20 protein-coding genes and 1 pseudogene are annotated in these 26013 nt (G+C 74.2%); 14 read left to right on the top strand and 7 right to left on the bottom strand.

Annotated features, from left to right (window positions below):
* Positions 1-10: 10 nt before the first annotated feature.
* Positions 11-175 carry a hypothetical protein gene (locus ABT263_RS35030; RefSeq protein WP_352297033.1) on the bottom strand — a complete coding sequence of 55 codons (165 nt, stop codon included), beginning with the start codon at positions 173-175 and terminating at the stop codon, positions 11-13.
* 20 nt (positions 176-195) lie between these two features.
* Between ABT263_RS35030 and ABT263_RS35025 the strand changes: the two genes are divergently transcribed.
* The 8 genes from ABT263_RS35025 to ABT263_RS34990 all read left to right on the top strand — a co-directional run bounded on the left by ABT263_RS35025 (position 196) and on the right by ABT263_RS34990 (position 7218).
* Positions 196-1299, top strand: a complete 1104-nt coding sequence (locus tag ABT263_RS35025) for a sensor histidine kinase (protein ID WP_352297031.1) — start codon at positions 196-198, stop codon at positions 1297-1299.
* The gene (locus ABT263_RS35020) at positions 1296-1955 is read left to right on the top strand and encodes a response regulator (protein WP_352297028.1); all 660 of its coding nucleotides are present in this window, start codon (positions 1296-1298) and stop codon (positions 1953-1955) included. The genes ABT263_RS35025 and ABT263_RS35020 overlap by 4 nt, the downstream gene beginning before the upstream one ends.
* A 489-nt stretch (positions 1956-2444) precedes the next feature.
* Entirely contained in the window at positions 2445-3197 is a 753-nt protein-coding gene (locus ABT263_RS35015) for a phosphotransferase family protein (RefSeq protein ID WP_352297025.1), read from the top strand.
* 203 nt (positions 3198-3400) lie between these two features.
* Positions 3401-3850, top strand: a complete 450-nt coding sequence (locus ABT263_RS35010) for a hypothetical protein (protein ID WP_352297022.1) — start codon at positions 3401-3403, stop codon at positions 3848-3850.
* Between the two features lie 343 nt (positions 3851-4193).
* Entirely contained in the window at positions 4194-4532 is a 339-nt protein-coding gene (locus ABT263_RS35005) for a beta/gamma crystallin domain-containing protein (RefSeq protein WP_380391752.1), read from the top strand.
* Positions 4533-4800: 268 nt separating this feature from the next.
* Positions 4801-5820 carry an LLM class flavin-dependent oxidoreductase gene (locus ABT263_RS35000; protein WP_352297020.1) on the top strand — a complete coding sequence of 340 codons (1020 nt, stop codon included), beginning with the start codon at positions 4801-4803 and terminating at the stop codon, positions 5818-5820.
* A 316-nt stretch (positions 5821-6136) separates the two neighbouring features.
* Positions 6137-6259, top strand: a complete 123-nt coding sequence (locus ABT263_RS34995) for a hypothetical protein (RefSeq protein WP_352297017.1) — start codon at positions 6137-6139, stop codon at positions 6257-6259.
* A 104-nt stretch (positions 6260-6363) separates the two neighbouring features.
* Positions 6364-7218, top strand: coding sequence for a glutathione S-transferase C-terminal domain-containing protein (locus ABT263_RS34990; RefSeq protein WP_352297014.1), 855 nt, complete (start codon positions 6364-6366; stop codon positions 7216-7218).
* 420 nt (positions 7219-7638) lie between these two features.
* Here ABT263_RS34990 and ABT263_RS34985 read toward each other — a convergent pair whose 3' ends face one another.
* Positions 7639-8532, bottom strand: coding sequence for a LysR family transcriptional regulator (locus ABT263_RS34985; protein WP_352297012.1), 894 nt, complete (start codon positions 8530-8532; stop codon positions 7639-7641).
* A 72-nt stretch (positions 8533-8604) separates the two neighbouring features.
* On the opposite strand from ABT263_RS34985, the gene ABT263_RS34980 reads away from it, so the two are divergent.
* On the top strand, positions 8605-9018 hold the full coding sequence (locus tag ABT263_RS34980) for a RidA family protein (RefSeq protein WP_352297009.1): 414 nt from the start codon (positions 8605-8607) through the stop codon (positions 9016-9018).
* A gap of 91 nt (positions 9019-9109) precedes the next feature.
* Here the strand turns inward: ABT263_RS34980 and ABT263_RS34975 are convergent, their stop codons facing one another.
* Together ABT263_RS34975 and ABT263_RS34970 are read right to left on the bottom strand one after the other, a co-directional pair.
* Positions 9110-9592 (bottom strand): DUF3291 domain-containing protein, encoded by a 483-nt coding sequence (locus tag ABT263_RS34975; protein WP_352297006.1) that lies wholly within the window; start codon positions 9590-9592, stop codon positions 9110-9112.
* Between the two features lie 32 nt (positions 9593-9624).
* Positions 9625-10356, bottom strand: coding sequence for a helix-turn-helix transcriptional regulator (locus ABT263_RS34970; RefSeq protein WP_352297003.1), 732 nt, complete (start codon positions 10354-10356; stop codon positions 9625-9627).
* A 759-nt stretch (positions 10357-11115) separates the two neighbouring features.
* Here ABT263_RS34970 and ABT263_RS34965 point away from each other — a divergent pair.
* The 3 genes from ABT263_RS34965 to ABT263_RS34955 are packed head-to-tail and all read left to right on the top strand — an operon-like array spanning position 11116 to position 16028.
* Entirely contained in the window at positions 11116-12504 is a 1389-nt protein-coding gene (locus ABT263_RS34965) for an ATP-grasp domain-containing protein (protein WP_352297000.1), read from the top strand.
* Entirely contained in the window at positions 12501-14696 is a 2196-nt protein-coding gene (locus ABT263_RS34960) for a PEP/pyruvate-binding domain-containing protein (protein ID WP_352296997.1), read from the top strand. The genes ABT263_RS34965 and ABT263_RS34960 overlap by 4 nt, the downstream gene beginning before the upstream one ends.
* Before the next feature lie 42 nt (positions 14697-14738).
* Positions 14739-16028, top strand: coding sequence for an MFS transporter (locus ABT263_RS34955; RefSeq protein ID WP_352296994.1), 1290 nt, complete (start codon positions 14739-14741; stop codon positions 16026-16028).
* A gap of 108 nt (positions 16029-16136) precedes the next feature.
* On the opposite strand, the gene ABT263_RS34950 is transcribed toward ABT263_RS34955, so the two are convergent.
* Both ABT263_RS34950 and ABT263_RS34945 read right to left on the bottom strand, forming a co-directional pair.
* The gene (locus ABT263_RS34950; protein ID WP_502885913.1) at positions 16137-17441 is read right to left on the bottom strand and encodes a YncE family protein; all 1305 of its coding nucleotides are present in this window, start codon (positions 17439-17441) and stop codon (positions 16137-16139) included.
* 208 nt (positions 17442-17649) lie between these two features.
* The gene (locus tag ABT263_RS34945) at positions 17650-18027 is read right to left on the bottom strand and encodes a hypothetical protein (RefSeq protein WP_352296988.1); all 378 of its coding nucleotides are present in this window, start codon (positions 18025-18027) and stop codon (positions 17650-17652) included.
* Positions 18028-19090: 1063 nt separating this feature from the next.
* Between ABT263_RS34945 and ABT263_RS34940 the strand changes: the two genes are divergently transcribed.
* A complete protein-coding gene (locus ABT263_RS34940; RefSeq protein WP_352296986.1) occupies positions 19091-20482 on the top strand; it encodes a pyridoxal phosphate-dependent decarboxylase family protein in 1392 nt (463 codons plus the stop codon).
* Positions 20483-20613: 131 nt separating this feature from the next.
* Here ABT263_RS34940 and ABT263_RS34935 read toward each other — a convergent pair whose 3' ends face one another.
* Complete coding sequence (locus ABT263_RS34935; RefSeq protein WP_352296983.1) at positions 20614-24897, bottom strand: LamG-like jellyroll fold domain-containing protein; 4284 nt, start codon at positions 24895-24897, stop codon at positions 20614-20616.
* A gap of 343 nt (positions 24898-25240) precedes the next feature.
* Between ABT263_RS34935 and ABT263_RS34930 the strand changes: the two are divergent.
* Positions 25241-26013, top strand: a pseudogene (locus tag ABT263_RS34930) (hypothetical protein); the annotation flags it as partial.

Genomic DNA, 26013 nt, shown 5'->3' with positions numbered 1-26013 from the left:
GGGTCGACCGTTACTTGACGACGACCGCGGCGGCCAGCTTCGACAGCGGCTCGCCCAGCGAGTTCACCGCGTCGGAGAAGGTCTTGCGCTCGGCCGGCCCGGCACGCCGACCCGGCCACCGGGCGGGCGGCGCGACCGGCATCCGCCGCCTGGCGCCGGGGCGTCCGGCTGCCACCCCTGGTCTGGGACTCGCTGGTGCCGGCGCTCCTGCTGCTCAACATCGTGACCACGGACGGGTCGCACGAGTTCCCGGCGGCCGTGGCCCTCACCGCCGCCCTCGCGCTGCCCCTGCTGTGGCGGCGCCGGGCCCCGCTCACGGTGTTCGCCGCCGTGACGGCCGCGGCCTTCGTCCAGTGGCTGATGGGAATCCAACTGCCGGCCGACGTGGCCCTGTTGGTGGCGCTCTACACGGCGGCCGCGAACTCGGGCCGCCGCGGGACGCTCGTCGCCGGTGCCCTCGTCGAGGCCGGCGCCCTGCTGGCCTGCCTGCGCTGGGCGCCGCACGGCGCGTTCCTGACCCCCTTCGTCGCGGTCACCGCGATGGTCGTCGCCGCCGCCGTGCTCGGTGTGAACGTGCGGACCACGCGCGCCTACCTCGCGGCCCTGGAGGAACGGGCCGACCGCCTGCGACAGCAACAGGACCAGCAGGCACGCCTGGCCGTCGCCGAGGAGCGGACACGCATCACCCGGGAGATGCACGACATCGTCACCCACAACCTGTCCGTCATGGTCGCGCTCACCGACGCCGCCGTCTACGCGCAGCACCGGTCGCCCGACAAGGCCACCGCCGCGATGCTCCAGATCTCCGAGACCGGCCGACAGGCCCTGACCGACATGCGGCGCTCGCTCGGCATCCTGCGCACCGACGAGCCGGACGCCGAGCGCCACCCGCTGCCCGGCATCGCCCAACTGGAGGCGCTCGCCGACCAGATGTGCGCCGCCGGGCTGCCGACCGGCCTGGAGGTCCACGGCGGCCACGCCCACATCCCCGCCACCGCGCAACTCACCGTCTACCGCCTGGTACAGGAAGCCTTGACCAACACCCTGAAGCACACCCCCGCCGGCACCCGCGCGACGGTCCGGATCCGGTGCTCGACCGAGGCCGTCACCGTGGACATCACCGACAGCGGCCCCCACCGGCCACGGCCCGCCGCCGCACCGTCCGGCCACGGCATCCCCGGCATGCGCGAGCGCTCGGCCGCCTACGGGGGCGCGCTGCAGGCCGGACCTCTCCCGGAGGGCGGCTGGGGAGTCCGTACCCGCCTCCTCCTCGACAGCGGCGGAGCGGCGTCCGCATGACCATCCGCATCCTGATCGCCGACGACGAAGCCCTGCTCCGGATGGCCTTCGCCACCGTCCTGGAGGCCCAGCCCGACATGGCACCGGTCGGCGAAGCAGCCGACGGCGCCGAGGCCGTGCGCCTCGCCCGGGAGCTGCGCCCCGACGTCGTCCTGATGGACGTCCGGATGCCCGGGACGGACGGGATCGAGGCGACCCGGCAGCTCGTCGAGATCGCCCCGCAGAGCAGAGTGCTCATCCTCACCACCTTCGACCTGGACGAATACGCCTTCGCCGGACTCAACGCCGGAGCCTCGGGCTTCCTGCTGAAGAACACCAGGCCCGAGGAACTGCTCACCGCGATACGCAACGTCGCCGCGGGCGACGCGGTGGTGTCTCCGCGGATCACCCGCCGCCTGCTGGAGAACTTCCGCCCGCACATCCCCGGCGGCGGCACCGACGGCGACGACCGGCTGAGCCGGCTCAGCGCCCGTGAACGCGAGGTGCTCGTCCAGGTGGGCCGCGGCCTGTCCAACAGCGAGATCGCGGCCACCCTGTACCTCGCGGAGGGGACGGTGAAGTCCCATCTGGGGCGGATCCTGCAGAAGCTCGAACTCCGCGACCGGGTCCAGGCCGTGATCTTCGCCTACGACAGCCGCCTCATCCACCCGGCGTGATCCGCTGTCGCAGCGGCGCGAGATGGTCGGCCGTGGCGTCGGGTGAGCCCTGCAGGGCGCCGAGGTCCTGTCACAGGTCGTCCAACGTCCGTTCCTCGGAGGCGATCTCCTGCCTGCCGAGCTTGACCGGCTTCTTCAGGGTGTCGCGGCCGCTCCGTAGTCTCGTCCCGGTCATCGTGGTCCCCTTTCGCCGCGCGCCGGAGGGCGGCGGCCGTCCCGGCGATCACCCCGTGCCCCGGCACGGGAGCGCGGGCCGGCGGCGGCCGTTCCCCGAGGTCGCTGCGGCACGGGCGGCGTGAGCGCCGGCACGGCTGCCCCGCGCGTGCACACCTCCCAGCCTTCGACCGGCCCCAGCCCGGGGCGGCCGGGAGGGTGCGTGCGGCGAGCCGGGCCGCCCGGCTCGGCAGCGGGACGCGGTCGGGCGGGGCACGTCCCCGCACACGACAAATCCGGCGACATCGGCGGGCGTCCCCGGGATACTGGTCGGCCATGGAAGAGGTCGAGGTCGTGGTCGCCCACTCCGAGCGCGCGACCCTGCGCGTCGGCGAGGTGTTCCTGAAAGTGGACGCCGATCAGTCGCGCATCGACGTCGAGATCGAGGCGATGTCCCTCGCGCCGGTCCCGACCCCGAAGGTCCTGTGGCGCAAGCCGCCGGTGCTCGCGATCGCCGCGCTCCCGGGGGCGACGCTCGGGCGCCTCGGCGGGCCGTCGACCGGGTCACCGGCGGCGTGGGCCGCGGCGGGCGCCGCCATCCGGAAGCTGCACGACGCGCCGCTGCCGCCCCGAACGGGCCGGGCCGGCCGGAGCATCGTCGCGCTGGCGGCGGAACTCGACGCCGAGTGCGAGGCGCTCGTGGCGAACGGCGTCCTGCCCGGCGACCTGGTCACCCGTAACCGCCAGGTCGCCGAGGCCGCGCTCCGGCCGTGGACTCCGGTGTTCACGCACGGCGATCTGCAGATCGCGCACGTGTTCGTCGACGGCGGCGAGGTCACCGGCATCATCGACTGGTCCGAGGCGGGCCGGGGTGACGCCCTGTACGACCTCGCCACCTTCACGCTCGGGCACGAGGAGCACCTCGACGACGTCATCGGCGGCTATGGCACCGACCTCGACCTCGACCTCGACGTGATCCACGGGTGGTGGTCGTTGCGGAGCCTGCTGGCGGTTCGCTGGCTGATCGAGCACGGCTTCGACCCCTTCGCACCGGGCTGTGAGGTCGATGTGCTGAGATCCCGGATGTGAGGCTGCTGCCGGTTCGCCGAGCTCGTCGTCGCCCCGGACGCCTCGGTCGACGCGATCCGGCGCCTCGTGGCCGGCCGCACCCACCTTCCGGAGGCGGCGGTGACCGAGGTCCGCTGGGCCTCCGGGTTCCGCCCGCGCGCCGCACCGGCGCCCTCACCGCCGCCGCCCCCGGCAGCACGCCGCAGCAGGCCGTCCGCTCCCTGGTGCTGGGCGTCTTCGACGCGATCGACGCCCACCCCTGGGCCGGCGCCCAGCTCGCCCGGCCCTTCTCGCCGTCGCCGCTGCTGCGCCTGATGGAAGGTCTCGGCCGCCAGGTCCAGGCCCTCGGCGTCCCCGAACCCGAGCTGTTCGGCTCGGCGTCCGCCCTGCTGCACTGCATCCTCGGGGTGAGCAACCAGAACGCCGCCAACGCCGTCGCGGCCGCCACCCACCGCCCGCCGACGAGCCGGACCGCCTTCCTGGCCGCCACCTCCACCGCCTGGGCGGAGCTCGACCCCGACGAGTTCGCGTTCGTCCGCACCGTCGCCGGCCAGATGCGCGAGCACGACGACCGCGAGGAGTTCCTCACCGGTATCGACCTGATCCTGACCGGCATCACCGCCCGGCTCCGAGCGGCGGCCCCGCCGGCGACCGGGCCCGCACGCGAGGTCTGACCCCGGTTGTTCGGCCGCCGGGTGCCGCGCCGTCGCGACTGGCTCCGGATCCGGAAATCCCCGGCTCCTCGGCCGGCCCCGCGGGAGCCGATCTCCACGAACGGGTGAAATTCCTCCCCGGTCATTCGTGTCCGGAACATATCCGCCGGACGGGGGAACGGCGGTCGCTATGTTGGCTGTCCCGGACCCCCTCGGCCCGGGCCCCGGCCGGGCCCCGGGGCGGTCTCCCGTCGGTCCCGTGCCTCGGCGACCTCAACACTCCGCCAGGGCGCGACACCGCCGACGGGGCCGGGCACCATGCGTCGGTTTCCCCCAGTAAGGAGAGCTCGTGCTTTCGAAGAAGATGAGGCTCGCGCGTTCCCTGGCCGTGGCACTCGCCACGGCCACCGCGTTCACCATCACCCTGCCGAGCGGCAACGCCTACGCCATCAACCACGTGGAGTGCGTCGGCGGCGAGGACTTCCTGAAGATCTGGTCGCACCTCGACGGGCGCCAGAGCGTCGACTGCTACGCGAACGCCGGAAGGACGAGCTTCGGCAACTGGTGGGTCGACCGCATCTCCACCGGGAACAACGACCTGATCTACTACGACGCCAACGGCGACTCGGTGCGGATCGACCGCTGGCACGACATCACCTTCCCCAACAACCCTCCGAAGGTGAAGGACATCCAGATCCTCTGACGCGTTGACGGTTCCGCGTGGGCCGCCGCCCTGCGCGCGGGTGGCGGCCCACGCGGAACCGACCGGGCGACGCCTCTCGCCCCCGGACCGCGCGGTCCTTGACGGGCGCGTCACGTGCGTGTTTCCCCGGATTGCGCTTCCGGTGGAGCACTTGAGCGCCGCCGGGCGTTGTGTGAGTGTGGGGCCGACGTCCGGTGATCGAAATCCGGGCCGTGACAGTCGAACCGCGCAGCTCCGACCGGGCCCGTCGCGGAGGACGGAGGAACCGGTGCCCTCGCCCTCGCAACCGCTTCGGAAGCTGGGATTCCTGACCATCGGCCTGTTCGACCCGGCCGATCCCCGCCACGGGCACGAGTCGACGCTGCGGCTCGTCGAACTCGGCGAGCGCCTGGGATTCGACAGCGCCTGGCTGCGCCACCGGCACCTGCAGTACGGGATCTCCTCGCCCGTCGCGGTGCTGGCCGCGGCCACCCAGCGCACCAGCCGCATCCACCTGGGCACGGCGGTCATCCCCCTGGGGTGGGAGAACCCCCTGCGGCTGGCCGAGGACCTGGCGACCGTCGACCTCCTGTCCGGCGGCAGGCTCAACCCCGGTGTCAGCGTGGGCCGTCCCGGGCACTACGACCGGATCGCCCCCGCGCTCTACCCCGACACCGCCGAGGCCGAGGACTTCAGCTACGAACGGGTGCGCCGGCTGCTGGACTTCGTCCGCGGCGAGCGGGCCACCGACTTCAGCGGGACCGAGGGCATCGAGGTGTACTCCGACCGCGTCCAGCCCGTCGCGCCCGGTCTGGCGGACCGCCTGTGGTACGGCGGCGGGAGCCTGCGCTCGGCCCGGTGGGCGGGCGAGCAGGGGCTGAGCCTGCTCACCAGCAGCGTGGTGCGGGCCGAGGAGTCGGAGGACTTCGCCGAGATCCAGCGCTCGCAGATCGCCGCCTTCCGCGCCCACCACCCCGCCGGTGCCGGCGCCCGGGTCTCCCAGGGGCTGGTCGTCATCCCCACCGACGGGGCCTCGGCGCAGCAGCGCGCCAAGTACCGCGCGTACGTGCGCAGTCGGATCCCGCGCACCACCGCCCCGCAGGGACCGGCGCGGATGCTCTTCGCCCCGGACCTGATCGGCACGTCCGCCGAGATCGCCGAGCAGCTCTACGCCCACGCCGGGTTCCGGGAGGTCGACGAGGTCGTCTTCGCACTGCCGTTCTCCTTCGACTTCGAGGACTACGTCCAGATCCTCACCGACATCGCCACCGGCCTCGGCCCCGCGCTCGGCTGGCGGCCCGCGCACTGAGACACCCCTGCCGCGGCCGTGCCCGCCGCGCGCCTGACGTGAAGTCAGGGGTCCCCGGCGGGCACCGCTCCTCGGCGGCCCCGCCGGGGCCCGGGGGCGAACCCACGGCCGGCGCAGCGGCGTTCGCCATGAACCTCCGTCTTCCGCGGGCGCGCCGGTCCGGCCGGAGCGGGACGCGCGTCCCACCATGCGGGACGGTCGGTCCTCCGGTGCCGGGGCCCTTGACGCGGCGCGGATCCGGGATGACACTCCGGAGCAGGAATCCTCGAACGTGGGTGGGAGAGCCGTGAGGCACGCGGAGCCGGTCGTCGATGGCGTGGCCCACGCTGTCCGGCTGCGCCCGGTGCTGACCTGCCGCCGCCACATCGACCTGCAGCGGGTCTGCAGCAGCCTGGCAGGAGCGCCCGCTCCCCACGGCCCGGCGGCCTTCGCCGTCTGATTCCCCACCGGGCACTCGCCCGCCCCGAGTTCCGCCCTCCCCCGCTCCTCCCGCACCCGATGCGTCGCACGCGCGTGCGCGCACCCCCGACCCCTGGGAGACCCATGTCCGACGCCTCCTCCTCCGCCGTCCCCTCCCTCCGCGGCCGGATCGGCCGCGACGCCCGCAGCGGGTACTACGCCGTGCCGCACCGCTACCGGCTGCACCTCACGCTGTCCTGTCCGCACTGTCTGCAGATCGCCGTCACCCACAGCCTGCTCGGCCTCGACGACACCCTCCCGGTGACCCTGCTGCCGGCGCTGCCGGACGACGGCGCCGGCGGGTACCTGGCGCTGCGGCCGCTGTACGAGGCGAGCGCGCACCAGTACCCCGGGCCGGCCGTGGCGCCGGTGCTCAGTGACAGCTGGAGCGGACGGATCGTCAGCACCGACACCACCGAGATCCTCACCGACCTGGCCCGGCGGTTCCCCGGCCCCGACCTCCACCCGTGCGGCCTCGACACGGCGATCGAGGCGGTCCGGGAGCTGTGCGAGCGGAGCATCAACGCCCCGGCCCAACGCGCCGGCCGGGCCGACGCCACCGCGGCCGAGCGCGCGACGGCCCTGCGGAGCCTGCTCGACGGGCTGGCCGCGATCGAGCACCGCCTGGCCACCCGGGAGTTCCTGCTGGGCGAGGAGCTGACCCTCGCGGACGTGGAGCTCTGGGTGACCCTGGTGCGGCTGGACACCGTGCACCGCTGGCACCTGGACGCCACCGCCGTGCATCGCATCGCCGAGCACTCCCGGGTGTGGGCCCACGCCCGCCGGCTCGCCGGACACCCCGCCTTCGGCCGCCACCTCGATCTGGACGGCATCGCCCGCCGCCACCACACCCGCTGCCAGGGCGAGGAGGCCGCGGGCGCGGCGATCCAGATCGTCGACTGGGCGGAGCACGCCCAGGGGCGGGTGCACTCCGGCTGAGCGGCGGCGTCGGCCGGGAGGTCACCACGAGCCCGTACCTGTGCCGGTAGCTCGTTGCTCTGGCCGCGCCCCCGTCGCCCGCCTCGCCCACCTCGTCCCCGTCGATGCCGGAGAGGTCGGAGAGGCGGCTGGTCCGGTCGGCTGTCACGGCGTGCGGCGTTCATGGCCCGGCGCCTCACCCCCGCGATCGAGAAGGCCGGGATCAGCGGGGCTCGGAGGTGTCCTTCGCCCCGCTCCACCGCCGGTACGTCGCGCCTGGGATCACCGGCGCGGCATAGCGACTCCTGACACGTGCACCCCTGCGGCGCCGAGCCCGTACGGCGCCGCCCGCCGGGGCGGCCGGACCGTGCCCAGCCCGGCCGCCCCGACCACCGGCCGGCCCCCGGCCGGAGCGTGCCGCCACCGGCCCACCGAACGGGATCAGGGTTCGCGACGGGCTTCCTCCAGGAACCGCGCGACCAGGGGATTCCGGTCGTCGCGCCGCCAGGTCATCGCGACGGTGGTGCGTGTGGTGTTCGGCTCGATCCGGCGGTACGCGACGCCTTTCAGCCGGATCCGGCGGATGCTCGCCGGGGCGAGCGAGACGCCGAGCCCCGCCTCCACGAGCGCGGAGACCGTCTGCCACTCCACCGCCCGCTGTCCGAGGCGCGGCTCGAATCCCGCGTCGCGGCACAGGTGGAGGATCCGGTCGAGCACTGTCGGTCCGGCGCTGCGGGGCAGCAGCACGAACGGCTCGCCCGCCAGCGCCTCGACGGGGACCACGCGTCGGGCCGCGAGGGGGTGGGACCGCGGCAGGACGGCGACGAACTCCTCGGACAGGATCGTCTCGTTCATCAGCCCCGGCTCGTCCGGCGGCTCCCGCAGGAGCCCGAGGTCGATCACCCGCTCGTGCAGGGCCGTCACCTGCACCGCCGTGGTCATCTCCCGGATCTCCATCTCCACCGCGGGGTACCGGTCGTGGTAGGCGCGCAGCAGGCCCGGCAGGACGCTCAGCGCGAGTGACCCGGAGAAGCCGATCCGGATGCGACCGGCCTCGCCGTCGGCGACGGCCCGCGCCGCGCTCAGTGCGGCGGCGACCTCGTCGAGCGCGTGCCGCGCGGCCGGCAGGAGCTCCTGTCCTGCCGCGGTGAGCGCGACCGGGCCCGGCGCCCGGGTGAACAGCGGGTGCCCGACCTTCGCCTCCAGACGGCGGATCTGCTGGCTGAGCGGCGGTTGTGCGATGCCCAGCCGCTCCGCCGCGCGTCCGAAGTGGAGTTCCTCGGCGAGCACGGCGAAGGCGTGGAGTTGGTGCAGTCCGAGTTCCGGGCGATCCATACCGCCAGAGATATCACACGGTGGTTTCCGTGCTATTGGACATATCACTGCTGGTTGCCTAGCTTTCGCTGCATGACAGAGCGACGCGCGATCCTGAGCGGTTCCACCTTCGAAGAGGAGATCGGCTACGCCCGGGCCGTGGTGGACGGCGACCGGGTGCACGTGTCGGGGACGACCGGGTTCGACTACCCGACCATGACCATCTCCGACGACGTGGTGGAGCAGGCGGAGCAGTGCCTGCGCAACATCGCGGAGGCACTGGCACAGGCGGGTTGCACCTTCGCGGACGTCGTCCGGGTCAGGTACCTCCTGCCCGATCGCGAGGACTTCCCGCCGTGCTGGCCCGCCCTGCGCCGCACCTTCGGGGCGGTGCGACCGGCCGCGACGATGCTCGAATGCGGCCTCTCCGACCCCCGGATGAAGATCGAGATCGAGGTCGACGCACGACGGCCCGCAGGGCCGGGTGCCGTCTCCGCCGTTTACTGACCCGGCAGGCGGCGCCCCGGACCGGGTGGCCCGGCCGCCGACCGCCGTCGAGGGCGGGGCCGGTGTCACGGCGCGGGCCGCGGAGCCGGTGTCACGGCGCGGGCTGCGGGGCGGCCTCGGTGGGCGTGAACGAGGACGCGAAGGTGAAGGCGCGCGGAGACGGACCGTGCTCCCGCAGGTCGGCCAGTCGTGCCAAGGCCTCGCCGACGGTGGGGAGGTGACCGGCGGGGATCCACCAGAGCACCAGGTGTGCCTCGGCGTGCCGGTGGAACCATTCGCGCCGCCGCCGTGTCGCGTCCAGGTGGCCGCTGCGGTAGGTGAAGTCCCAGAGGGCTTCCTGGCTCTCCCACACCGACAGGTTGACGATGACGTTCTCGCCCGCCGGGCGCAGTCCGGTCGCGTCGGCCTCGCCGTCCTCGGTGAGCCGCCACACGAAGCCGGGCGCACCGTCGGCGGCGGTGTTGATCGGTTCGAGCAGCTCGACGAACGGTGCGGTGCGGGGGTCGTCGAGGGGGTGCCGGAGGGTGGCGACGTTGAGCTGGGCCAGGTGGAGGGCGTGCGTGGAGGAGGTCATGGCCTCATCCCAGCACGGCTCGCATTTCTATGTCAATCAATATTGGTTTTAGAAGGCTCGACGATCACGCAGCAGTCCCCGGGCCGGGCGTCCATCCGGGCGCGGACGGGGCCGTCCACTCCGAGCAGCCCTTCCAGGAGGGCCAGGTTCATGCCGCAGACGAGGGGCGGAAAGCGCTCGGAGACCGCGTGGAAAGGACAGTTGCGCATGCGGACCACCCCCGCTTCGGCCGCCGCCCCGGTCGCCTCCTCGACGCCGTCGGCGGCGCCGTCGCCCTCGGCGCCCCGGTCCTCCCCGAGGGTGTCCAGACGCGGCTCGTACCCGCGCGCGGCCAGCAGCTCCATGGCCTCCGCGAGACCGCCGCAGGGTTCCGCCGAGCCGCGCAGCGCCTCCCCCCGGCGGCGCGCGGCCGCGTACAGCGCGGAATCCAGCCCGGCCTGCTCGGCGGCCTCCGCGAGCAGCTCGGCGACGGTCCGGTAGTCACGGGCGGGCAGGGACACCGAGCGCTCGCCCGGCGCCCGCGTGTACACCTTGGCCGGACGGCCCGCCCCCGGCCCCGAGCGGCCCGACAGCCGCCGGCTGCCGCTCTCCAGCAGCCCGGCCTCGGTCAGCCGGTCCAGATGGTGCGCGGCGAGAGTGCGCGCCACCCCGGCCGCCTCGGCGGCCTCGTTCCGGCCGACCTCGCGGCCCTGCGCCACCACGTACTCGTACAGGCGTCGCCGCACCGGATCCTGCAACAGCGCGATCGCGTCGATGTCGTTCACCCCGCCATTCTAGGAACAACGCGGATCGGAGATAGAAGGGCGCCGGGCCGAGCGGTGCCCGGCCCACCGCGGGCGGGAGACGATTCCGGCCATCGTCGGCTGCGGCGAGGCGGGCGGTACGGGCTGGTGGGGCCGGCGTCCGACGGCCCCGCACGACGCGGGTGGAGGATCCCGCGCCGGGCGTCGAGCCGGCCCGCCACCTGGCTCCGCCGCGGCTACGGCGGGCGGGGGCGGGCCCAGCGGTCCGAGGCCTTCACGGGCGCCGCCGCCGTGTACCGGCGCTTCTCCGGTGCCGGCCGCTCGCGACTTCGCCGGTCGTGGTCGGCGCGGGGGAGTGGAGTGTGGCGCCCGGCGGGTGCGGGCGGGGCCCCGATCGTGCGGGCGTGTCCGGGCGGGGTCGGGCTGCCGACCGGGCCCGGTGCCGGTGGCCTGTGCCGGGTGGCGGAAAGTCTCGGTCGGGGTCCATTCCGATTGGTGCATGACAAGCATGGCTGCTGAGGATAGAGACAGGCCCGGTCCGAGGCGGTGATGCACTGCCGACGTCAGGCCGAAAGCACGTGACGGCCGGTCAGCCGCTGCTGTGGGCAACGGTACAACCGGGCATCCGTCCTCCGGTGCGGTGCACGCCGCACCGGGGCGCCGCGCCCCCGCCGCGGTCCGGGCGCCCGAGGACGGGCCAGCCACCGGGCACCCGAGGACGGGCCGGCCACCGGGCACCCGACAGGCAACGTCCCTGTCCGCCCAACCCCGAGGAGCGAGATGAGCAGCATCCTGTTCGTGCATGCGAGGGGCGGTCCGCCCCTGGAGTACGCGGTGCCGCGCATGGCGGCGCACGGCGAGGTCCATCTGCTGGCGCTCGCGCCACTGCCGCAGGTCACGGCGGACACCTGGCGGCCGGCCTGCGCGTCGGTCACCGAGGCGCCGCCCTCGGGCGGGACGGCGCTGGTCGAGCTGATCGCCGACCACGCCGAACGCGTCGCGGCACAGGCCGTGCTGACGTTCTCCGAGTACGCGGTGGTGGCCGTGGCCCTCGCCTGCCGCCGGCTCGGGCTGGCCGGCCCGGGGGAGCACGTCGCGGCGGCCCGCGACAAGCGCCTGATGCGGCGGATCTGGCGGGACGCCGGCGTACCCGTCCCGGGCTTCGCCGAGATCCACGGCGCCGCCGACATCGACGAGGCGTTCCGACGGCTGACCCCGCCGCTGCTGCTGAAGGCCGCGTGGAGCGCCGGATCGACCGCCCACCTCACCGTGCGCGACGCCCGGGAGGCGGGCCGCGCCTGGCGGCTCGGCCGGTCCGTGATGGCCTCCTCCGCCGAGGAGGGATACGCCGAACTGCACGCCGCCGACGAGGGGGTGAGCGACTTCCTGCTGGAGGAGATCGTCACCGGCGGCACCCGGGGCTGGTTCGCCGATCCGGGCTGGGGCGACTACGTCAGCGTGGAGGGCATCGTCGCCGGCGGCGTCTACCACCCGCTGTGCCTCACCGGCCGGCTGCCGACCGTCCCGCCCTTCACCGAGCGCGCCAGCATCGCTCCGGCGGACCTGTCCGAGCCCCTCCAGCGCCGGATCGAGGCGGCCTCCCGCGCTGCCGTGGACGCGCTCGGTCTGGACACCTGCGCCACCCACACCGAGATCAAACTCGCCCCCGGCGGACGGGACATGTGGCTGATCGAGACCGCCGCCCGGTTCGGGGGCGTGATGACGACCCGGCAGGTGGAGGCCGTCTTCGGACTCGACATGATCGGCATGCTGACGCGCCAACTGCTCGGGCGGCCCGTCGCCTACCCGCCCGCCATGCTCACCGGCGCCGGGGGCAGCGGGGCCGCCGGGGCCGCCGGCTCCCTGGTGATCCTCGCCGCCGACCGCGCGGGCGAGCCCTGGAGCGAGCAGCCGCGCTGGGACTTCGACGCCGTGGACTGGACGGACCTGCTCAGCCCCGGCTCCACGATCGAACCGGTCCGGGAACGCAGCCTGCCCGCCGGCACCCCGATGCCCGCGTACGAGCGGGCCGAGGGCGCCAACACCATGGCTGCCCTGTGCTTCCTGACCGCCAGGTCGGCGGACGTCCTGGTGGCGGACTGCACCCGGATCATCGAGGCGCTGCCCAAGGCCCTGACCGCCCGCCTGACGACCGGAGCGGGCCGGTGACCGCCCGCCCCGGCGCGTCGGCGGGCGCCGCCGGCCCGCCGACGGACGAGGCGCCGAACGAGGCCACGAACGCGGCGCCGGACGGCGCGCCGCTCGGCACGGGGACCGACGCGATGCTCGGCACGGAGAGCGACACGGACACCGGCACGGAGAGCGACACGGACACCGGCACGGAGAGCGACACGGACACCGGCACCGAGACCGGTGCGGTGATCGGCGCCCGTCTCACCATGCCGCTCTTCGAACGGCTCTGCGGCACGCTCGGCGGCCATCCCTACGTCAAGGTCGTCGTCGACCGGCACAAGGCGCTGTGGCACATCCTCGACAGCGCCGTGCACCCGTTCCACGTCGACTACATCGCCACCACGATCGAGGGCCTGACCCTGGAAGAGCTCGACGCCGACCTCGACGGTTTCAACCGGAGCGTCTACCAGGACCCGGACCGGCGCTTCCTGCTCGGCGTGCTCTCCCTGCACGCCGGCGACCAGCCCAACCAGCCCGGCCAGGCCGACCAGCCCAGCCGGTCGACCGAGCCGTTCATGGTCCTGGAGACCACCGAGGCCGACACCATGGGCGCCGACCTGCTCACCGAGTTCCACCGCTTCGTCCGCGAGCACCTCGACCAGTCCCTCGCCCTGCTGGTGAAGCCGGCCAACCACGCGCAGGAGAACGCCCTGGCGGCCGTGCCCGAGAGCGTCCTGCCCCGGACCGGCTCGGACGCGCTGCTCGCCGCGCGGCCCTTCGTCCCGCTCACCCTGGGCTCGGCCACCGGCCGGCTGCGCGCCTTCGCCGACGCGGACGCGTACCGCGCCGCCCGGGCGGACCTCACCTGGTACGACATCGTGGCCATGCCGGTCGTCCCCGACGACATCCCCCGGCTGGCCGGCCTGGTCAACGCCCTGCCCACCACCCCGCTGTCGCACACCAACATGCTGGCCGCCGGCTGGGGGATACCCAACGCCATCGTGCGCGGCGCCCTCGACCGGATCGCCGCCGACGACCTGGACGGCGGCTGGGTCCGCTACGAGGTCGGCGCCGACGGCGTCACCATCGAGCGGGCCGAGGAGCCGGCCGACCTCACCCAGCCGGTCTGGCACACCCAGCGCATCCGGATCGACGCCCCCCGGGTGGAGGACGTGCCGATCGTGCCGCTCTCCCGGCTGCGCGCCGGGGACCGCCGCGGCTACGGCACCAAGGCGGCCAACCTGGGCGAACTCCACCACGTGCTGCGCCACGGATCGGCCCGGCTGACCGGCTACTACTCGGTGCCCCGCGCGCCGCGACCCGACCTGCTGGGCCACCTGGCCGGCCGGCTGGGCGTGGCCGCGGACGCCGACCTCGTCCAGGCGGCGGCGGACTTCCTGTCCCGGCACGTCAGCGCGCCCGAGGGGATCGCGGTGCCGTTCGCCGTCCAGCAGCGCTTCCTGGACTCCTCCCGGGCCGTGCAGCAGAGCATCGGCAAGCTGAAGATGGCGCTCGAACTCGGCGCGATGGACGCGGTCGACTCGGTCTGCGTCCAGCTCCAGCACCTCATCGTGGCCACCCCCGTCCCCGACGACCTGGTGCGGGCGCTGGACGCGCACGCGGTGCGCCACCTCGCCGGCGCCGGGCGGCTGGCGGTGCGCTCCTCCTCCAACGCCGAGGACCTGCCGGGCTTCTCCGCCGCGGGCATCTACGAGTCGCACACCAAGGTCACCGACCTGCCGGGCCTGCTCGACGCGATCCGCCAGGTGTGGGCCTCGCTGCTGTCGCCGCGCAGCGTCCGGCTGCGCCACGAGGCCGGCATCTCCCTGGACGACACGTTCATGGGGGTGATCGTCCAGCGCTACGAGCCGTCCCCGCTCGGTGGGGTGATGGTCACCTGCAACCCCACCAACCGGGCGGACTTCCGCAACGTCTACCTCAACTGCGCGCCCGGCTCGACCTCGGCGGTGGTCGACGGCACCGCGCTGCCGCTGCAGTACCTCTACAACACCGTGGAGGGCGGCGGCCGGACGCTCTCGCTCGGCGCCGCCGCCGAGGACCTCGACGCCGAGACCCGGGCACACCTCGGCCGGCTCGCCCTGGCCGGACGCCTGCTCCAGTCCCACTTCGCCGCGGACTACACCTTCGCCGCGCCCCTCGACGTGGAGTGGCTGCTGGCTCCCGGGGGCCGGGTCCACCTGCTGCAACTGCGCCCCTACAACGGCTGAGCGCACCGCGGAACCACCCCCGACGCGAAGGAAGGCAAGCTCGTGTCCCTGCTCGGCCGAGCCAAGCGCGGTCCCGCCGCCCCGCCCGGGGTCCGCCGGGTGGTCCGCCTGAACAACGGCTTCCAACTGCTGTTCAACCTGCTGTGGTGGATGCCGGTCTTCTACGAGTACCAGCGGCAGGCCGACCTGTCGGACAGCCAGATCTTCGGCATCCAGAGCGTCTACTACGTCGCCTTCTGCCTGCTGGAGGTCCCCACCGGCTTCATCGCCGACCGGATCGGGCAGCGGACCTGCCTGCGGCTCGGGGCCGCGGTGATGACGGCCGCCAACCTGGTGCCGGTGGCGCTGCCCTCCGCGACCGGCTTCCTACTGCACTTCCTGGCGATCGCCGCCGCCCGCTCCCTGGTCTCCGGTGCCTCCAGCGCCTACCTCTACGAGTACCTGCACGCCGAGGGCGCCGGAGGGCGCTACGTGCAGGCGGAGGGCACCGCGCGGGCCCTCGGCCTGTGGGCGAAGATCGCCTGCTGGCCGCTGGTGGGCGTGCTGATGAGTACGGTCCACCAGGCGCCCTACCTGCTGACCGCCGCCTGCACCCTCGGCTCGCTGGCCTGCGCCGCCGCGTTGCCGGCGCTGCCCCCGCCGCCCTCGGCGCCTCCGCCGGCCGCGGCCGCGGCCGGCGGAGGCTTCCTGGACTCCGTGCGTCAGGCGTGGAAGGTGCTGCGGACCTCCCGGGCCCTGGGACCGCTGATGGTCCAGGGCGTGGCGATCTTCACCCTGGCCCGGATCTGCCAGGTCAACCTGTTCCAGCCGCTGCTGCTGGCCAGGGCCGTCCCGGTCGCCGACCACGGCGCGGTGCTCTCCGCGATGACGGTGGCCGAGGCGCTGGGCTCCTCCCGGCCCGGCTGGATCCGGGCCAGGCTCTCGGACACCGCGGCCGTGACCGTGCTGAGCCTCGTGATGGCCGGATCGCTGGCCGCCACCGCCCTGTCCGGTGCGGCGGCGACCATCGCGTGGCTGTGCGTGTTCGCCGCCGCCACCGGCCTCGCCTTTCCGGTCCAGCGCTACCTGATCAACGCGGCCATCCCGCCGACCCCCTACCGGGCGACCCTGCTGTCCCTGGAGTCGATCATCGACCGCGGGGTGTGCGCCCTGGTGGCGCTCGCCGTCGGCGCCTACCTGGCGGCGGACCGGCTCGACGCGCTGCTCCTGCACGCCGCCCTGGGCACCTGCGTCCTGCTGGGCGCCGTCGCGGTGGCGCTGCGGCTGGTCCGGCGCCGCCCCGGTCCGGGAGCGGACACCGGCACCCCGTCGGACCGGGCGCTGTCCCGGTAGCCGCTCCACCGCGTCCGTCCCGGCAGTGTCCGTGCGGCGAACGGGCGGCGGGGGCGGCGGCGGGGCCGACCGGACGACCGGACGACCGGACGCCCGGGCCGGCCCGGGTCACGCCCCCGAGGGGCCGGTCCAGTCGGCCGGCACGTGGCCGAGGCGCACGCGCTGCGGGTGGTCGCCGACCGGCACGGAGACGGTCTTCTGTCCAGTCGCGAAGTCGATCGCGGTGACCTGGTCGGCGCCGCTCTCGGAGATCACGCAGGCCGTGCCGTCGCCGTTCACGGTGGCCCAGTACGGTTTCGAGGCGGGCACCAGCGGGCCCTCCTGGAGCGTGGCCCGGTCGACCACGGTCGCGTAGTCGTCCATGGTGCCGGCGACACAGAGCTTGTCACCGGCCGGGCTCATCGACAGGCCGTGGTGGCGCGAGTCGTTGACCCAGGTGGTGCGGTCCTCGCTGGTCGCGGGGTTCTTCGGCAGGGTCTTGACCCGGGTGATCCGGTCGGCGGCGACGTCGTACTCGACCAGGCCGTTGAAGAAGGACACCTGGAAGTAGAGCGTCGACCCGTCCGGGGTGAACGCCGCCGGGCGGATCGCGTCGGAGAGGTCCGAGCGGCCGGCGGCGTCCAGCCGCTCCCGCATGTCGATGACCCTGACCGGCGCGAACGTGTCGGCGTCGACCACGGTGATCCGGCGGTCGCCCTTCGTCCAGTCCAGCCACGGCGCGTCGAGGGCGGTGTTGACCTCGCCGATCGACATGTTCCAGATCCGCCGCCCGCCGTCGGTGAAGAGGTTCTCGTGGGGCTTGTCCCCGGTCGCGAACGAGCCGAGTTGCGCGCCGGTGCGGACGTCCAGCACATGGACCGTGTTGGAGGTGGAGGCGGAGACCGCCACGCGGGTGCCGTCCGGGGAGAGCGCCATGTGGTCCGAGCGGTAACCCGACACGGGAAAGCGCCAGTTGATCCGCCCGGTGGCGAGGTCGATGGAGACGACGTCGGCGAAGCTCGGGCGCGAGACGACCACCGCGGACCCGTCCGGGGTGGAGTACATGTCGTCGACGAACTGGTCGTGGCCCTCGCCCGGGCCCAGCCGGATGCCCAGGAAGTAGGCGAGTTTGACGGGGTTGAGGTAGATCTCGGTGAGCCGCTGGTCCTTGTCGGGGACGACGTTGACACGGCCGATCCTGGCCAGGTCACCGGTGGAGCGGATGACGTCCGCGGTGCCGTCCCAGTTGTTGCCGACGAACATCACCTCGCGCAGGGCGCGCACCTGCCCGGGCGCCGGCCCGGCCGTCGCGGCGGCCGGGGCGACGGCGGCGAGGGGTAGGACGAGGGCGGCCGCGAGGGCGCCCACGGCGGCCCTGACGGGCCGGGACCGGCGGGACGGGCGGGCGTCGGACGATAACGCGTGCGGGGACATCGCCGCTCCTTCGCGCAGACGCGCAGAGTGGGGGGTGGGCGTCGGTCGATTGCGTTACTCGACGGTAGGGAAGGCCCCCTCCTTCTGCCAAGACGTCTGCGCGCACCAATTAGGGAGGGCCACCGCCCGCAGGCGGTGGCCCGGCGCACTCGTCCTGCCCCGGGCCGGAGCCGCACGGCCGCCCCGCCCCCGGCACCCGGGCCGGTGCTCACGCCTCCCGGCGGCGGCGGAAGATGGCGCGGATCGCGAAGACGATCGCGACGACGAGCCCGACGGCGAACAGCACGATCAACAGGATGACGACGAGGACGGCTATGCCGAGCTTCTTGAAGAAGCCGCCCTTCTTCTTCTCCTTCTTGTCGTCGGCCGCGAGCGCGGCGGCCCGGGCCGAGCGGTTCTCGACCGGCTGCGCGACGGCGGGCGCCGCTCCGGCCCCCGCCCGGTCGACGCCGGACTCCGCGGGCCGGGCGACGGACCCGGCCGCGTGGACCGCGGCCGGCGCGGCCGCGGCGACGCCCGGCGAGCCCAGCATCAGGCCGGCCAGAACGAGGGCGGGGACGACTCTCGCGATGATGCGCGACTTCACTGTTCCTCCTGCTGTTTTCCATGGTGTCCTGCGGGCGCGGCTCTCGGCCTGGGCACGCCCCGTCAGAGGCGGGCGTCCGGACAGCGCCCGGTGGCACGACGTCAGGGAGCCTCCGCCACCCCGGCGGCGGCGCCCACCCGCGCCGCCGACGCGGTTCCGGCGGTCGGACCGAGCGGCGGTGCCGGCCGCAGAGTTCGCGCTCCGTCACGGCCGCGGTGCTCCCGGCTGCCGATCCGCGTGCGCCGACCGGCACCCCGGGCCAGGACGTGCCCGCCACCGACTCGGCCCTCCGGGCGGAGTCTGAGCGGTGAGACCACGGTCGCTTCCCCCGGAGAACTCGATCGGCACTGCGCCGGCACGGGCGCGTCGGTGTCGCCGCCAGGTCGCGCCTCGGCCGGGCCGGTTCGGCCCGCTGCCAGCCAAAATCTACAGGACTGTAGAGGATGGGTGAAACCGGCCGCTCCCGCCGAGGCCCTCACGGCGCCGCCCCGGCCGTGGTGGGCCGCTGAGGTGGGTTCAGCTGTACGACGGGGCACGGGGGTGTCGGCGGCCGCCGGCCCGAAGGGTCACGGCGTACGACGGAGGTGGGGAGCGGACCCAGGTCCGCCGCCGGGAGGGGGGAGTGGCGGCGGACCCTGGGAACCGCACGGGCGTCGCGCGCGGTCCCGACCGGTCCGGGGGGGATGGCCCCGATCGGGAGGCGCGACGCCCCGCGGCACTTCTGACCCCGATCGCGTGCGGCAAACCCCTGTACCGCGGTCGAGTTCGGAAACCGTCTGCCCGGCGCCGCGTCGCGGCGGGCGCCCGCCCTACCCGGTGCGACGCCGCTGGACGTGTCGGCCCGGCCGGTGAGCCCTGAGGGCAGGCCCCCAGGGCGCTGGACGCCTCCGCTCACCGGCGGGTAGAGCCGCAGGTGTCGGCGCCCCTGAAGTACGCGCCGTGGCAGGGGAGTCGGGCTTCGCCGGCGGCACCGGCAGAAGCTCGCGGCCGTCCCACGGCCCGCGGGCCGCGTCCCGCCCCGGGGGCCGTTGGCCCCGGCCGGGCCCGAGCCTAGGCTGTCCGCATGCATCCTCGCCTCGGTGAAGACCTCGCCCGACTGCCCGACCTCCTCGACGCGGTCGGCGATCGCGCCGCGCACGTGCTCGCGGGCCTCGCCGACCGGCCGGTGGTGACGCCCGGCGCGCCCGGGCCCGTGGAGCCGCTGCCCGACGAGGGGAGCGGCACCGACGGTGCGCTGAAGCTGTTCGCCCAGCGCTGGGAGCCGGGGTTCAGCGGCAGCGCCGGCCCCCGTTACCTCGGCTTCGTCACGGGCGGGGCGACCCCGGCCGCGCTCGCCGGAGACTGGCTGACGGCCGCCTTCGACCAGAACGTCAGCAACCGGACCGGCTCGGCCGCGGCCGACCTGGAACAGGAGACCATCGGCTGGCTCCGCGGCCTCTTCGGCCTCGGTGAGGCCCACGCGGGCGTCTTCGTCAGCGGCGCGACGACCTCGAACCTCGTCGGCCTCGCCGTCGCCCGTGAGTGGGTGGGCGAGCGGCGCGGCGTCAGCGTCACCCAGGACGGCCTCGCCGCCCTCGGGCCGGTCGACGTCCTGTCCGGCGCCGCGCATTCGAGCATCGGGAAGGCGCTGTCCGTGCTCGGACTCGGCCGGGGTGCCCTGCGGCAGGTGCGGACGATGGACGGGCGGGAGGCGGTCGACGTGGCCGCGCTCGCCGACGAACTCGCGGCCCTGGACGGGCGTCCGGCCGTGGTGGTCGCCAACGCCGGCACGGTCAACACCGTCGACTTCGACGACCTGCGGGCGATCGCCGCGCTGCGCGAGCGGTACCCGTTCTGGCTGCACGTCGACGCCGCGTTCGGCGCCTTCGCGGCGCTCTCGCCGGCCCACGCGCACCTGGTCGACGGTCTGGACGCGGCCGACTCGGTCTGCGTCGACCTGCACAAGTGGCTGAACGTCCCGTACGACGCGGCCGTGCAGTTCACCCGCCGCCGGGACCTCCAGGTGGCCGCCTTCCACAACGCCTCGCCGTACCTCGGCGCCCCGACCGGCGACCCGGACCCGGTGCACCTGGCCCCGGAGAACTCCAGGCGGCTGCGGGCCCTGCCGGCCTGGTTCGCGCTCACCGCCTACGGCCGGGCGGGCCACCGCGAGATCGTGGAGCGCAACTGCGCCGAGGCGGCCCGGCTGGGCGCGTCCCTCGCCGCGGATCCGGCCTTCCGGCTGCTCGCGCCGGTGCGCCTCAACGTGGTCTGCTTCACCCTCGCCGGGCGGCCCGCGCAGCAGGACGTCGACGTCCTGCTGCGCCGCGTCGCGGCCTCCGGGGAGGCGTTCCTGACACCGACGGTGTACGACGGGGTGCCCGCGGTCCGCGCCGCCTTCAGCAACTGGCGCACCACCGCGACCGACACCGACCGCGTCCTGGCGGCGCTGCGCGCGGCGGCCGGCGCGAGCTGACCGGCCGCGGTCGGGTGTCGGCGCCGGTGGTCCGCCCCCCGGTACCCGACGCCCCCGACACCCCGGAAGGCCGCGGCCCGTCCACCCCGGGCGGGGTGGACGGGCCGCGGCCTGTCGGAGGGGCGGATGCCTCAGCTCAGCTGGGTGGGGACGGGGCGCCGGCCGTCGAGGGAGGAGACGCCGATCGGGGTGAGGGCCTCGGGGAAGAGCTGGACGTCGGCGATCTGGCCGGCGGCGTACTCGCCGTAGGCGCCCATGTAGAGGCGGCGGCCGAGCTGCAGCGGACCGGTCGCGTTCCAGACCGTGCCCGCGTACTCGGCGGTGCCCGCGAGCGAGCCGTCGACGTAGAGGCGCAGGTCGGCGGAGTCCGCGTCGTAGACGCCCACCAGGTGGTACCAGGTGTTGGTCTTCGGGGCGAGGGCGCCGGTGGTGGGCCCGTAGGCGCTGGTGAAGGCGCCGGCGGTGTCGTCGGCGTGGGCGTGGCCGAAGGCGAACGCGTGGGCGCCGCTGGAGTAGTAGAGCTGGAGGGCGTTGGCGCTGGTGCCGGACTGCGAGACGAAGGTGGAGTTGGCGGTGAGGCTGGTGAGCCGCACCCAGGCGGACACCGTGTAGCCGCGGCTGGTGTCCACCGCCGGACCGGCGGCCGCCGCGTACGCGGTGGAGCCGTTCAGGTTCAGGACGCCGCCGCGGGCCGGGTCGGTGCCGAGGGCGGCGCCGCCGTTGAGGGTGAGCGCACCGGTCGGGCGGACGCTGTCGGCGGTGCCGTCCAGCTTCCACCAGGCCGAGGGCTGGCGGACGTTGCCGATGCCGACCGGGTTCCCGAACTGGGCCAGGCCGCCGGCCGGTGCCGCGCCGGGGTACTCGGTCAGCCGGCCGGAACGGGAGCCGGCGTAGAGCGCCGGGTACCCGGTGCCCTGCACGTCACCCGGGGAGGCGACGGTCGGGGCGTCCCGGTCGCCGACGCCGAGCGGCAGCACCTTCTGCGCGGCGGGCAGCACGTTGCCGGTGGTGGCGGCCCACTTCTGGTCGGCGATGTTCATGCAGTCGTAGATGATCACCTGGGTGCGCGGGTTGCGGTTGCTCGCCGGGTCGGCCAGGCAGCGGCCGGACTGCGGGTTCTTCAGCGTGCCCGGGTACGGTCCGGGGGCCCACTGCTGGGCGCCGGTGTTGTTGCACTGGTAGAGCTGCACGAGGGTGTTGTTGGCGGTCTCGCCCTTCTGCACGTCCAGGCACTTGCCGAGCGCGTGGATGCTGCCGTCGGCGCCGAGCGCGAACTGCTGCGCGTCGGTGCCGTTGCAGGTGTACATCTGGGCCGCGGTGCCGTTGACGGTCTTGCCGCCGGCGATGTCCAGGCAGAGGTTCTTGTTGGCGGTGTCCAGCACGCCGGAGACCAGCGGGGCGTGGGTCGGCGCGGCGATCTTCGTGGTCGGCAGGCCGGCGTCGAAGGTCAGGGGGAAGCTGCTGACCGCGCCGGTGGCGTTGTCCCGGGCCCACAGGGTCGGCACGCCGCCCACGGTGCCGGGGGCGAGCAGCGTGGTGCCGGACCAGTCGCCGGTGCCGATCCGGACGCCGGCCCCGAGGTTGCAGCCGGCCTGGAACGTCCCCGGGTAGTACCAGAGTTCGCCCTTGTCGACGGTGACCAGGTCGGGGGCGTCGGCGAACTGGGCGAGCTTGCCGGGGGCGAGCAGCTGGGTGACGTTCTTCCAGGTGCCGTCCGATCCCTTGGCCGGGCAGGAGGAGGAGTTGCGGATCGGGATCACGTTCTGGGTGAGCGTGAAGTGCCCGGTGACGCCGCCGGGGGTGACGGCGTCGTTCTGGTAGAGGTACAGCTCGTGGGTCGCCTTGGAGTAGGCGAACAGGTCGTCGACGTTGGTGCCGGTGGCGGTGCCCCGGTGGGCGACCAGGTAGTTGTCCCACCCCGTGCCGTCCGGGCTCTGGGCCTTGGCGGAGGCGCTGACGGGCGGTCCGGCCGGGTCGGCGTTGCCGCGGACCAGGACGAGGTCGCCGTCGGTGGTCGGGGCGAGCAGGTCGGGCACCGCGTCGCCGTCGGCGTCGCCGGCGGTCACCTTGGTGGCCGGGTTCCAGGGCGCGAAGAAGCTGTACTGGCCGACGGTGCCCTGGGTGTTGCCGGCGTTGTCGACGGCCCGGACGAACAGGGTGTGGGCGCCCCACTGGGCGGCGCTCAGCACGATCGGGACGTCGCCGGTGGCGCTGCCGCCGGTGGTGGGAACGGCGTTGACCGCCGCCGCGCCGTTGGCCGGGATGTTGGCGTCCAGCGAGTACTCGAAGCGGTCGATGCCGCTGCTGACGCAGCTGCCGCGGGTGCAGCCGGTGGGCGTCGGGTCGTTGGAGGTCACCGTGATCTTGATTCCGGTGTCACCGGCGTGGCCGGTGGGCGCCTTGTCGCCGCCGAGCGGCGGGAAGACCGGGGAGTCGGTGAAGGACGGGATGCTCGGCGCGCTTAGGTCGGTCTTGAAGTAGCAGTTGGCGGTCCAGCCGCTCGCCAGGGTGCCGTCCTCGGCCTTGACGTGCCACCCGTACTGGTGGCCGTCCGCGACCTTGAAGCCGATGTTGACCCGGGTGGTGCCGCCGTTGCTGACCCAGCCGCTGACCGGGGCGCCCTTGTCGGTCGAGCCGCCGTCGGCGGCCGCCGTCTTGGTGTCCCAGACCTCGTACCGGGCGCGCAGGTTGACCCCGCTCATGTCGGTGGTGAGGTGGGCGTTGAGGGTGATGTCGGAGGCGTCCCCGGCCAGGCCGGACTGGCCGATCCAGCCGTCGGCCGCGCCGGCGCAGCCGTTGCTCGCGGGGGCGCGGGTGGCCGGGGTGGTGCCCAGGTTGTCCGGCGTCTCCGGGGCGATGTCGAACACCGTGGTCAGGTACGGGTTGTTGGCGAAGCGGACGAAGTCGTTGTTGCTCGTCGACTTGGACTCGTTGCCCCAGAGCCCGAAGGTCCAGCTGTCCTTGACCCCGGAGAGCTTCCTGATCTGGCCGGTCACGTCGAAGTTGACGTCGTGGTTGCCGCACTTCTGGCTGATGTTGGAGCTCTTGACCTGCTGGGTGCCGCCGATGTAGCCGTCGCCGGTGATGTCCGGCTGGTTGTTCCAGCTGGTGGAGCCGCTGATCGGGGTCACCGTCGCGAGCCGGACACCGGTCTCGTTGTCGCAGTCGAAGGAGGCGCCGTAGGTCGAGGTCAGGTGGACCACCGACTTGGAGATCACCATCTTCTTGTCGAGGCCGGCGATGTTCAGCTCGTAGTAGGCGCGGTTCAGGCCGAAGCAGTCCTGCCAGCGCTGGTAGCCGACGCCCTCGCCGTTGTCCTGCGCGTCGTCGTACGGGCTCTGGCTCGCGCAGCCCTCCTTGACGGTGACGAAGTGGCTCTTCTTGCTGGTGATCGGGCTGGTGTACGGGTCGATGTACAGCGGCCAGACGGTGTCGGCGCCGCGGAGCAGGCCGGCGTCGGGGACCAGCGTCAGGGTGTCGGCCGCATGGGTCACCGCGATCCGCTTGACCTGGGCGGAGCTGCCCGGTTCCTCGGGAGTCGACGCCGTGGCGGGGGCGCCGTCCGCGGGGGCCTCCGCCTGCGGTGCGGTCTTCGGCGCCGCCTTCGCGGCCGGGGCCGGGTCCGCGGCGGCCCCGGCCGGGGCGGTCGTCGCCGAGTCCCACATCAGCGGGGTCGGCGAACGGAAGACCGCGCTGCCGTCGGGCGCGGTGACCGCGACCCGGCCGTCCTGGTCGGTCGTCAGCGACAAGCCTCCGCCGACGGAGGTGGTCAGCTTGAGCGAGGCGAGCGCGGGGTTGGCGGCCGCGGCGGCGTCGCGCACGATCAGGACCTCGTGGAAACCGCCCTGGTCGGTGCTGGTGACCTTGAGGTCGACGCCCGGCAGGACGCCGTCGTAGCGCGCGGTGCTGCCGTTCACCACGGGAGCGGGGAGCGGGAACGGGAGGGTGTAGGAGAGCCGTCGCCCGTCCGGGTCGGTGAGGGTGGCCAGTGGCCCGTCGCCCCCGCCGGAGAGGGCCAGCCCGGAGGGGGTGGCCGCGGGGGAGAGGGTGCCGTCGCCGTTCCTGGTCAGCGTGGCGTCGACGTCCCTCCAGTGGCCGTCCTCGCGCACCCGGGCGGGCTGCAGGTGGGTGGTGGCGGTGAAGGTGCCGTCGGCGTTGGCGACGGTCCGCGAGGTCTCGGTGGTGAGGCTGTCGACGGTCACCGGCCGGCCGGTGCGCGCGGCCTCGGCCTTGGCGGCCGCCAGCGGCGAGTCGGCGGCCGGGCCCGTCGTCGTGCTCGCGGATCCGGCGGTCGGATCGTCCGCGAGCGCCGGTCCGGCACTGCCGAGCAGCAGGCCGGTGACGGCCGCCGACAGCGCCAGACGGCGTGTCAGTGTGCGCGCCGGATTTCTCCGGACGCGGAGGTGCTCCCCCATGGATCGCCCTTTCAGGGACCGGAGGCGGACGAACCCGGGCGCCGTTGTGTTCCTCGTCACAGAACGGACCCCCGTGGCCCCCCGCCACGTGTCGGAATTGCGGTCTTTACTCACCCCTGGCGCCGCCTGTGAAGACTCTTTGGGGTCTGTGTGACGGATGGGGACAGAGTGACTGCTGGGGAAGGGTATTGCTCTGACCCTGCCATGGCAATACGGTTCCGGTCGGCCGAACGTGCCGTCAGCTGGTGATTCGTCAGTTCACCGGCTCTCTGATGTGCCTTCAGGGGGAATACGCATGCGCGCAGGACCGCGCGGAATTCGAGGTGCCCGGAAACGGGCCTGGATGGAACGGGCGACCGTCGCGATAGCGACGGCCGCCGTCTTCTCGTTGGCGACCCCGCTCGCCGTCGCCGACGTCGTCGGCGGCTATCAGTACACGGACAAGCTCTGGGGCGCGGACCCGCTCCCCGACCAGGCGAAAGTCCCGGGCAGCCCGGTGAGCGGCCGGGGGGCGGTCGTCCCGGCCCCCGCGATCCCGCCCGGTGCCCGTGAGTTGGTCCCGCACGTGGTGAAGCCCGTGCAGTGGCCGGCGGCCGCGACCGCCACCGTCGACCTGGGGAACACCCCCGAGGTGCGCAGCCTGGCGGCGCCCGCCGGGAAGGCGAAGGCCGGCAGCCTGCCGGTCTCGGTCTCGCCCGCCGCCCCCGTGGCGCTCGGTGCCCGGGCCAAGTCCCTGGCGCCGTCGGTCGCCCCGCTCAGCGCCGTCTCCTCGGTCCGGGTGGACCTCGCCGACCGGGGCCGGGCCAAGCGGGCCGGCGTGGACGGCCTGCTGGTCGGCCTGGACCGGGCCGACGCCCGCGCGGAGAGCGGCAGCGTCGCGGTCTCCCTCGACTACGGCGGCATCGAGCAGGCGTACGGCGGTGGTTGGGCCTCCCGGCTGCAGCTGGTGGCGATGCCCGCGTGCGCGCTCACCACCCCGCAGCTCGCCGCCTGCCGCACCCGCACGCCGATCGAGGCGGTCAACGACCCGGTCGGCCGGAAGCTGAGCGGTACGGTCGTGCTCGCGGCGGCCGGTGGCGCCGCCGGCCGCGCTTTCGGACTCGTCGTCGATCGGCC

The organism is Kitasatospora sp. NPDC001603 (genome assembly GCF_040298365.1).
In the GTDB taxonomy this organism is placed as follows: Bacteria; Actinomycetota; Actinomycetes; order Streptomycetales; family Streptomycetaceae; genus Kitasatospora.
This window is presented reverse-complemented; position numbering and strand designations above follow the sequence as displayed.

What these genes read in the sequence shown, in the direction of transcription:
- ABT263_RS34940 (WP_352296986.1), top strand. Translation starts at nt 19,091, where the DNA reads ATGCATCCTCGCCTCGGTGAAGACCTCGCCCGACTGCCCGACCTCCTC.
- ABT263_RS35020 (WP_352297028.1), top strand. Translation starts at nt 1,296, where the DNA reads ATGACCATCCGCATCCTGATCGCCGACGACGAAGCCCTGCTCCGGATG.
- ABT263_RS34950 (WP_502885913.1), bottom strand. Translation starts at nt 17,441, where the DNA reads ATGTCCCCGCACGCGTTATCGTCCGACGCCCGCCCGTCCCGCCGGTCC.
- ABT263_RS34965 (WP_352297000.1), top strand. Translation starts at nt 11,116, where the DNA reads ATGAGCAGCATCCTGTTCGTGCATGCGAGGGGCGGTCCGCCCCTGGAG.
- ABT263_RS35015 (WP_352297025.1), top strand. Translation starts at nt 2,445, where the DNA reads ATGGAAGAGGTCGAGGTCGTGGTCGCCCACTCCGAGCGCGCGACCCTG.
- ABT263_RS34990 (WP_352297014.1), top strand. Translation starts at nt 6,364, where the DNA reads ATGTCCGACGCCTCCTCCTCCGCCGTCCCCTCCCTCCGCGGCCGGATC.
- ABT263_RS34980 (WP_352297009.1), top strand. Translation starts at nt 8,605, where the DNA reads ATGACAGAGCGACGCGCGATCCTGAGCGGTTCCACCTTCGAAGAGGAG.
- ABT263_RS34935 (WP_352296983.1), bottom strand. Translation starts at nt 24,897, where the DNA reads ATGGGGGAGCACCTCCGCGTCCGGAGAAATCCGGCGCGCACACTGACA.
- ABT263_RS34975 (WP_352297006.1), bottom strand. Translation starts at nt 9,592, where the DNA reads ATGACCTCCTCCACGCACGCCCTCCACCTGGCCCAGCTCAACGTCGCC.
- ABT263_RS35005 (WP_380391752.1), top strand. Translation starts at nt 4,194, where the DNA reads ATGAGGCTCGCGCGTTCCCTGGCCGTGGCACTCGCCACGGCCACCGCG.
- ABT263_RS34985 (WP_352297012.1), bottom strand. Translation starts at nt 8,532, where the DNA reads ATGGATCGCCCGGAACTCGGACTGCACCAACTCCACGCCTTCGCCGTG.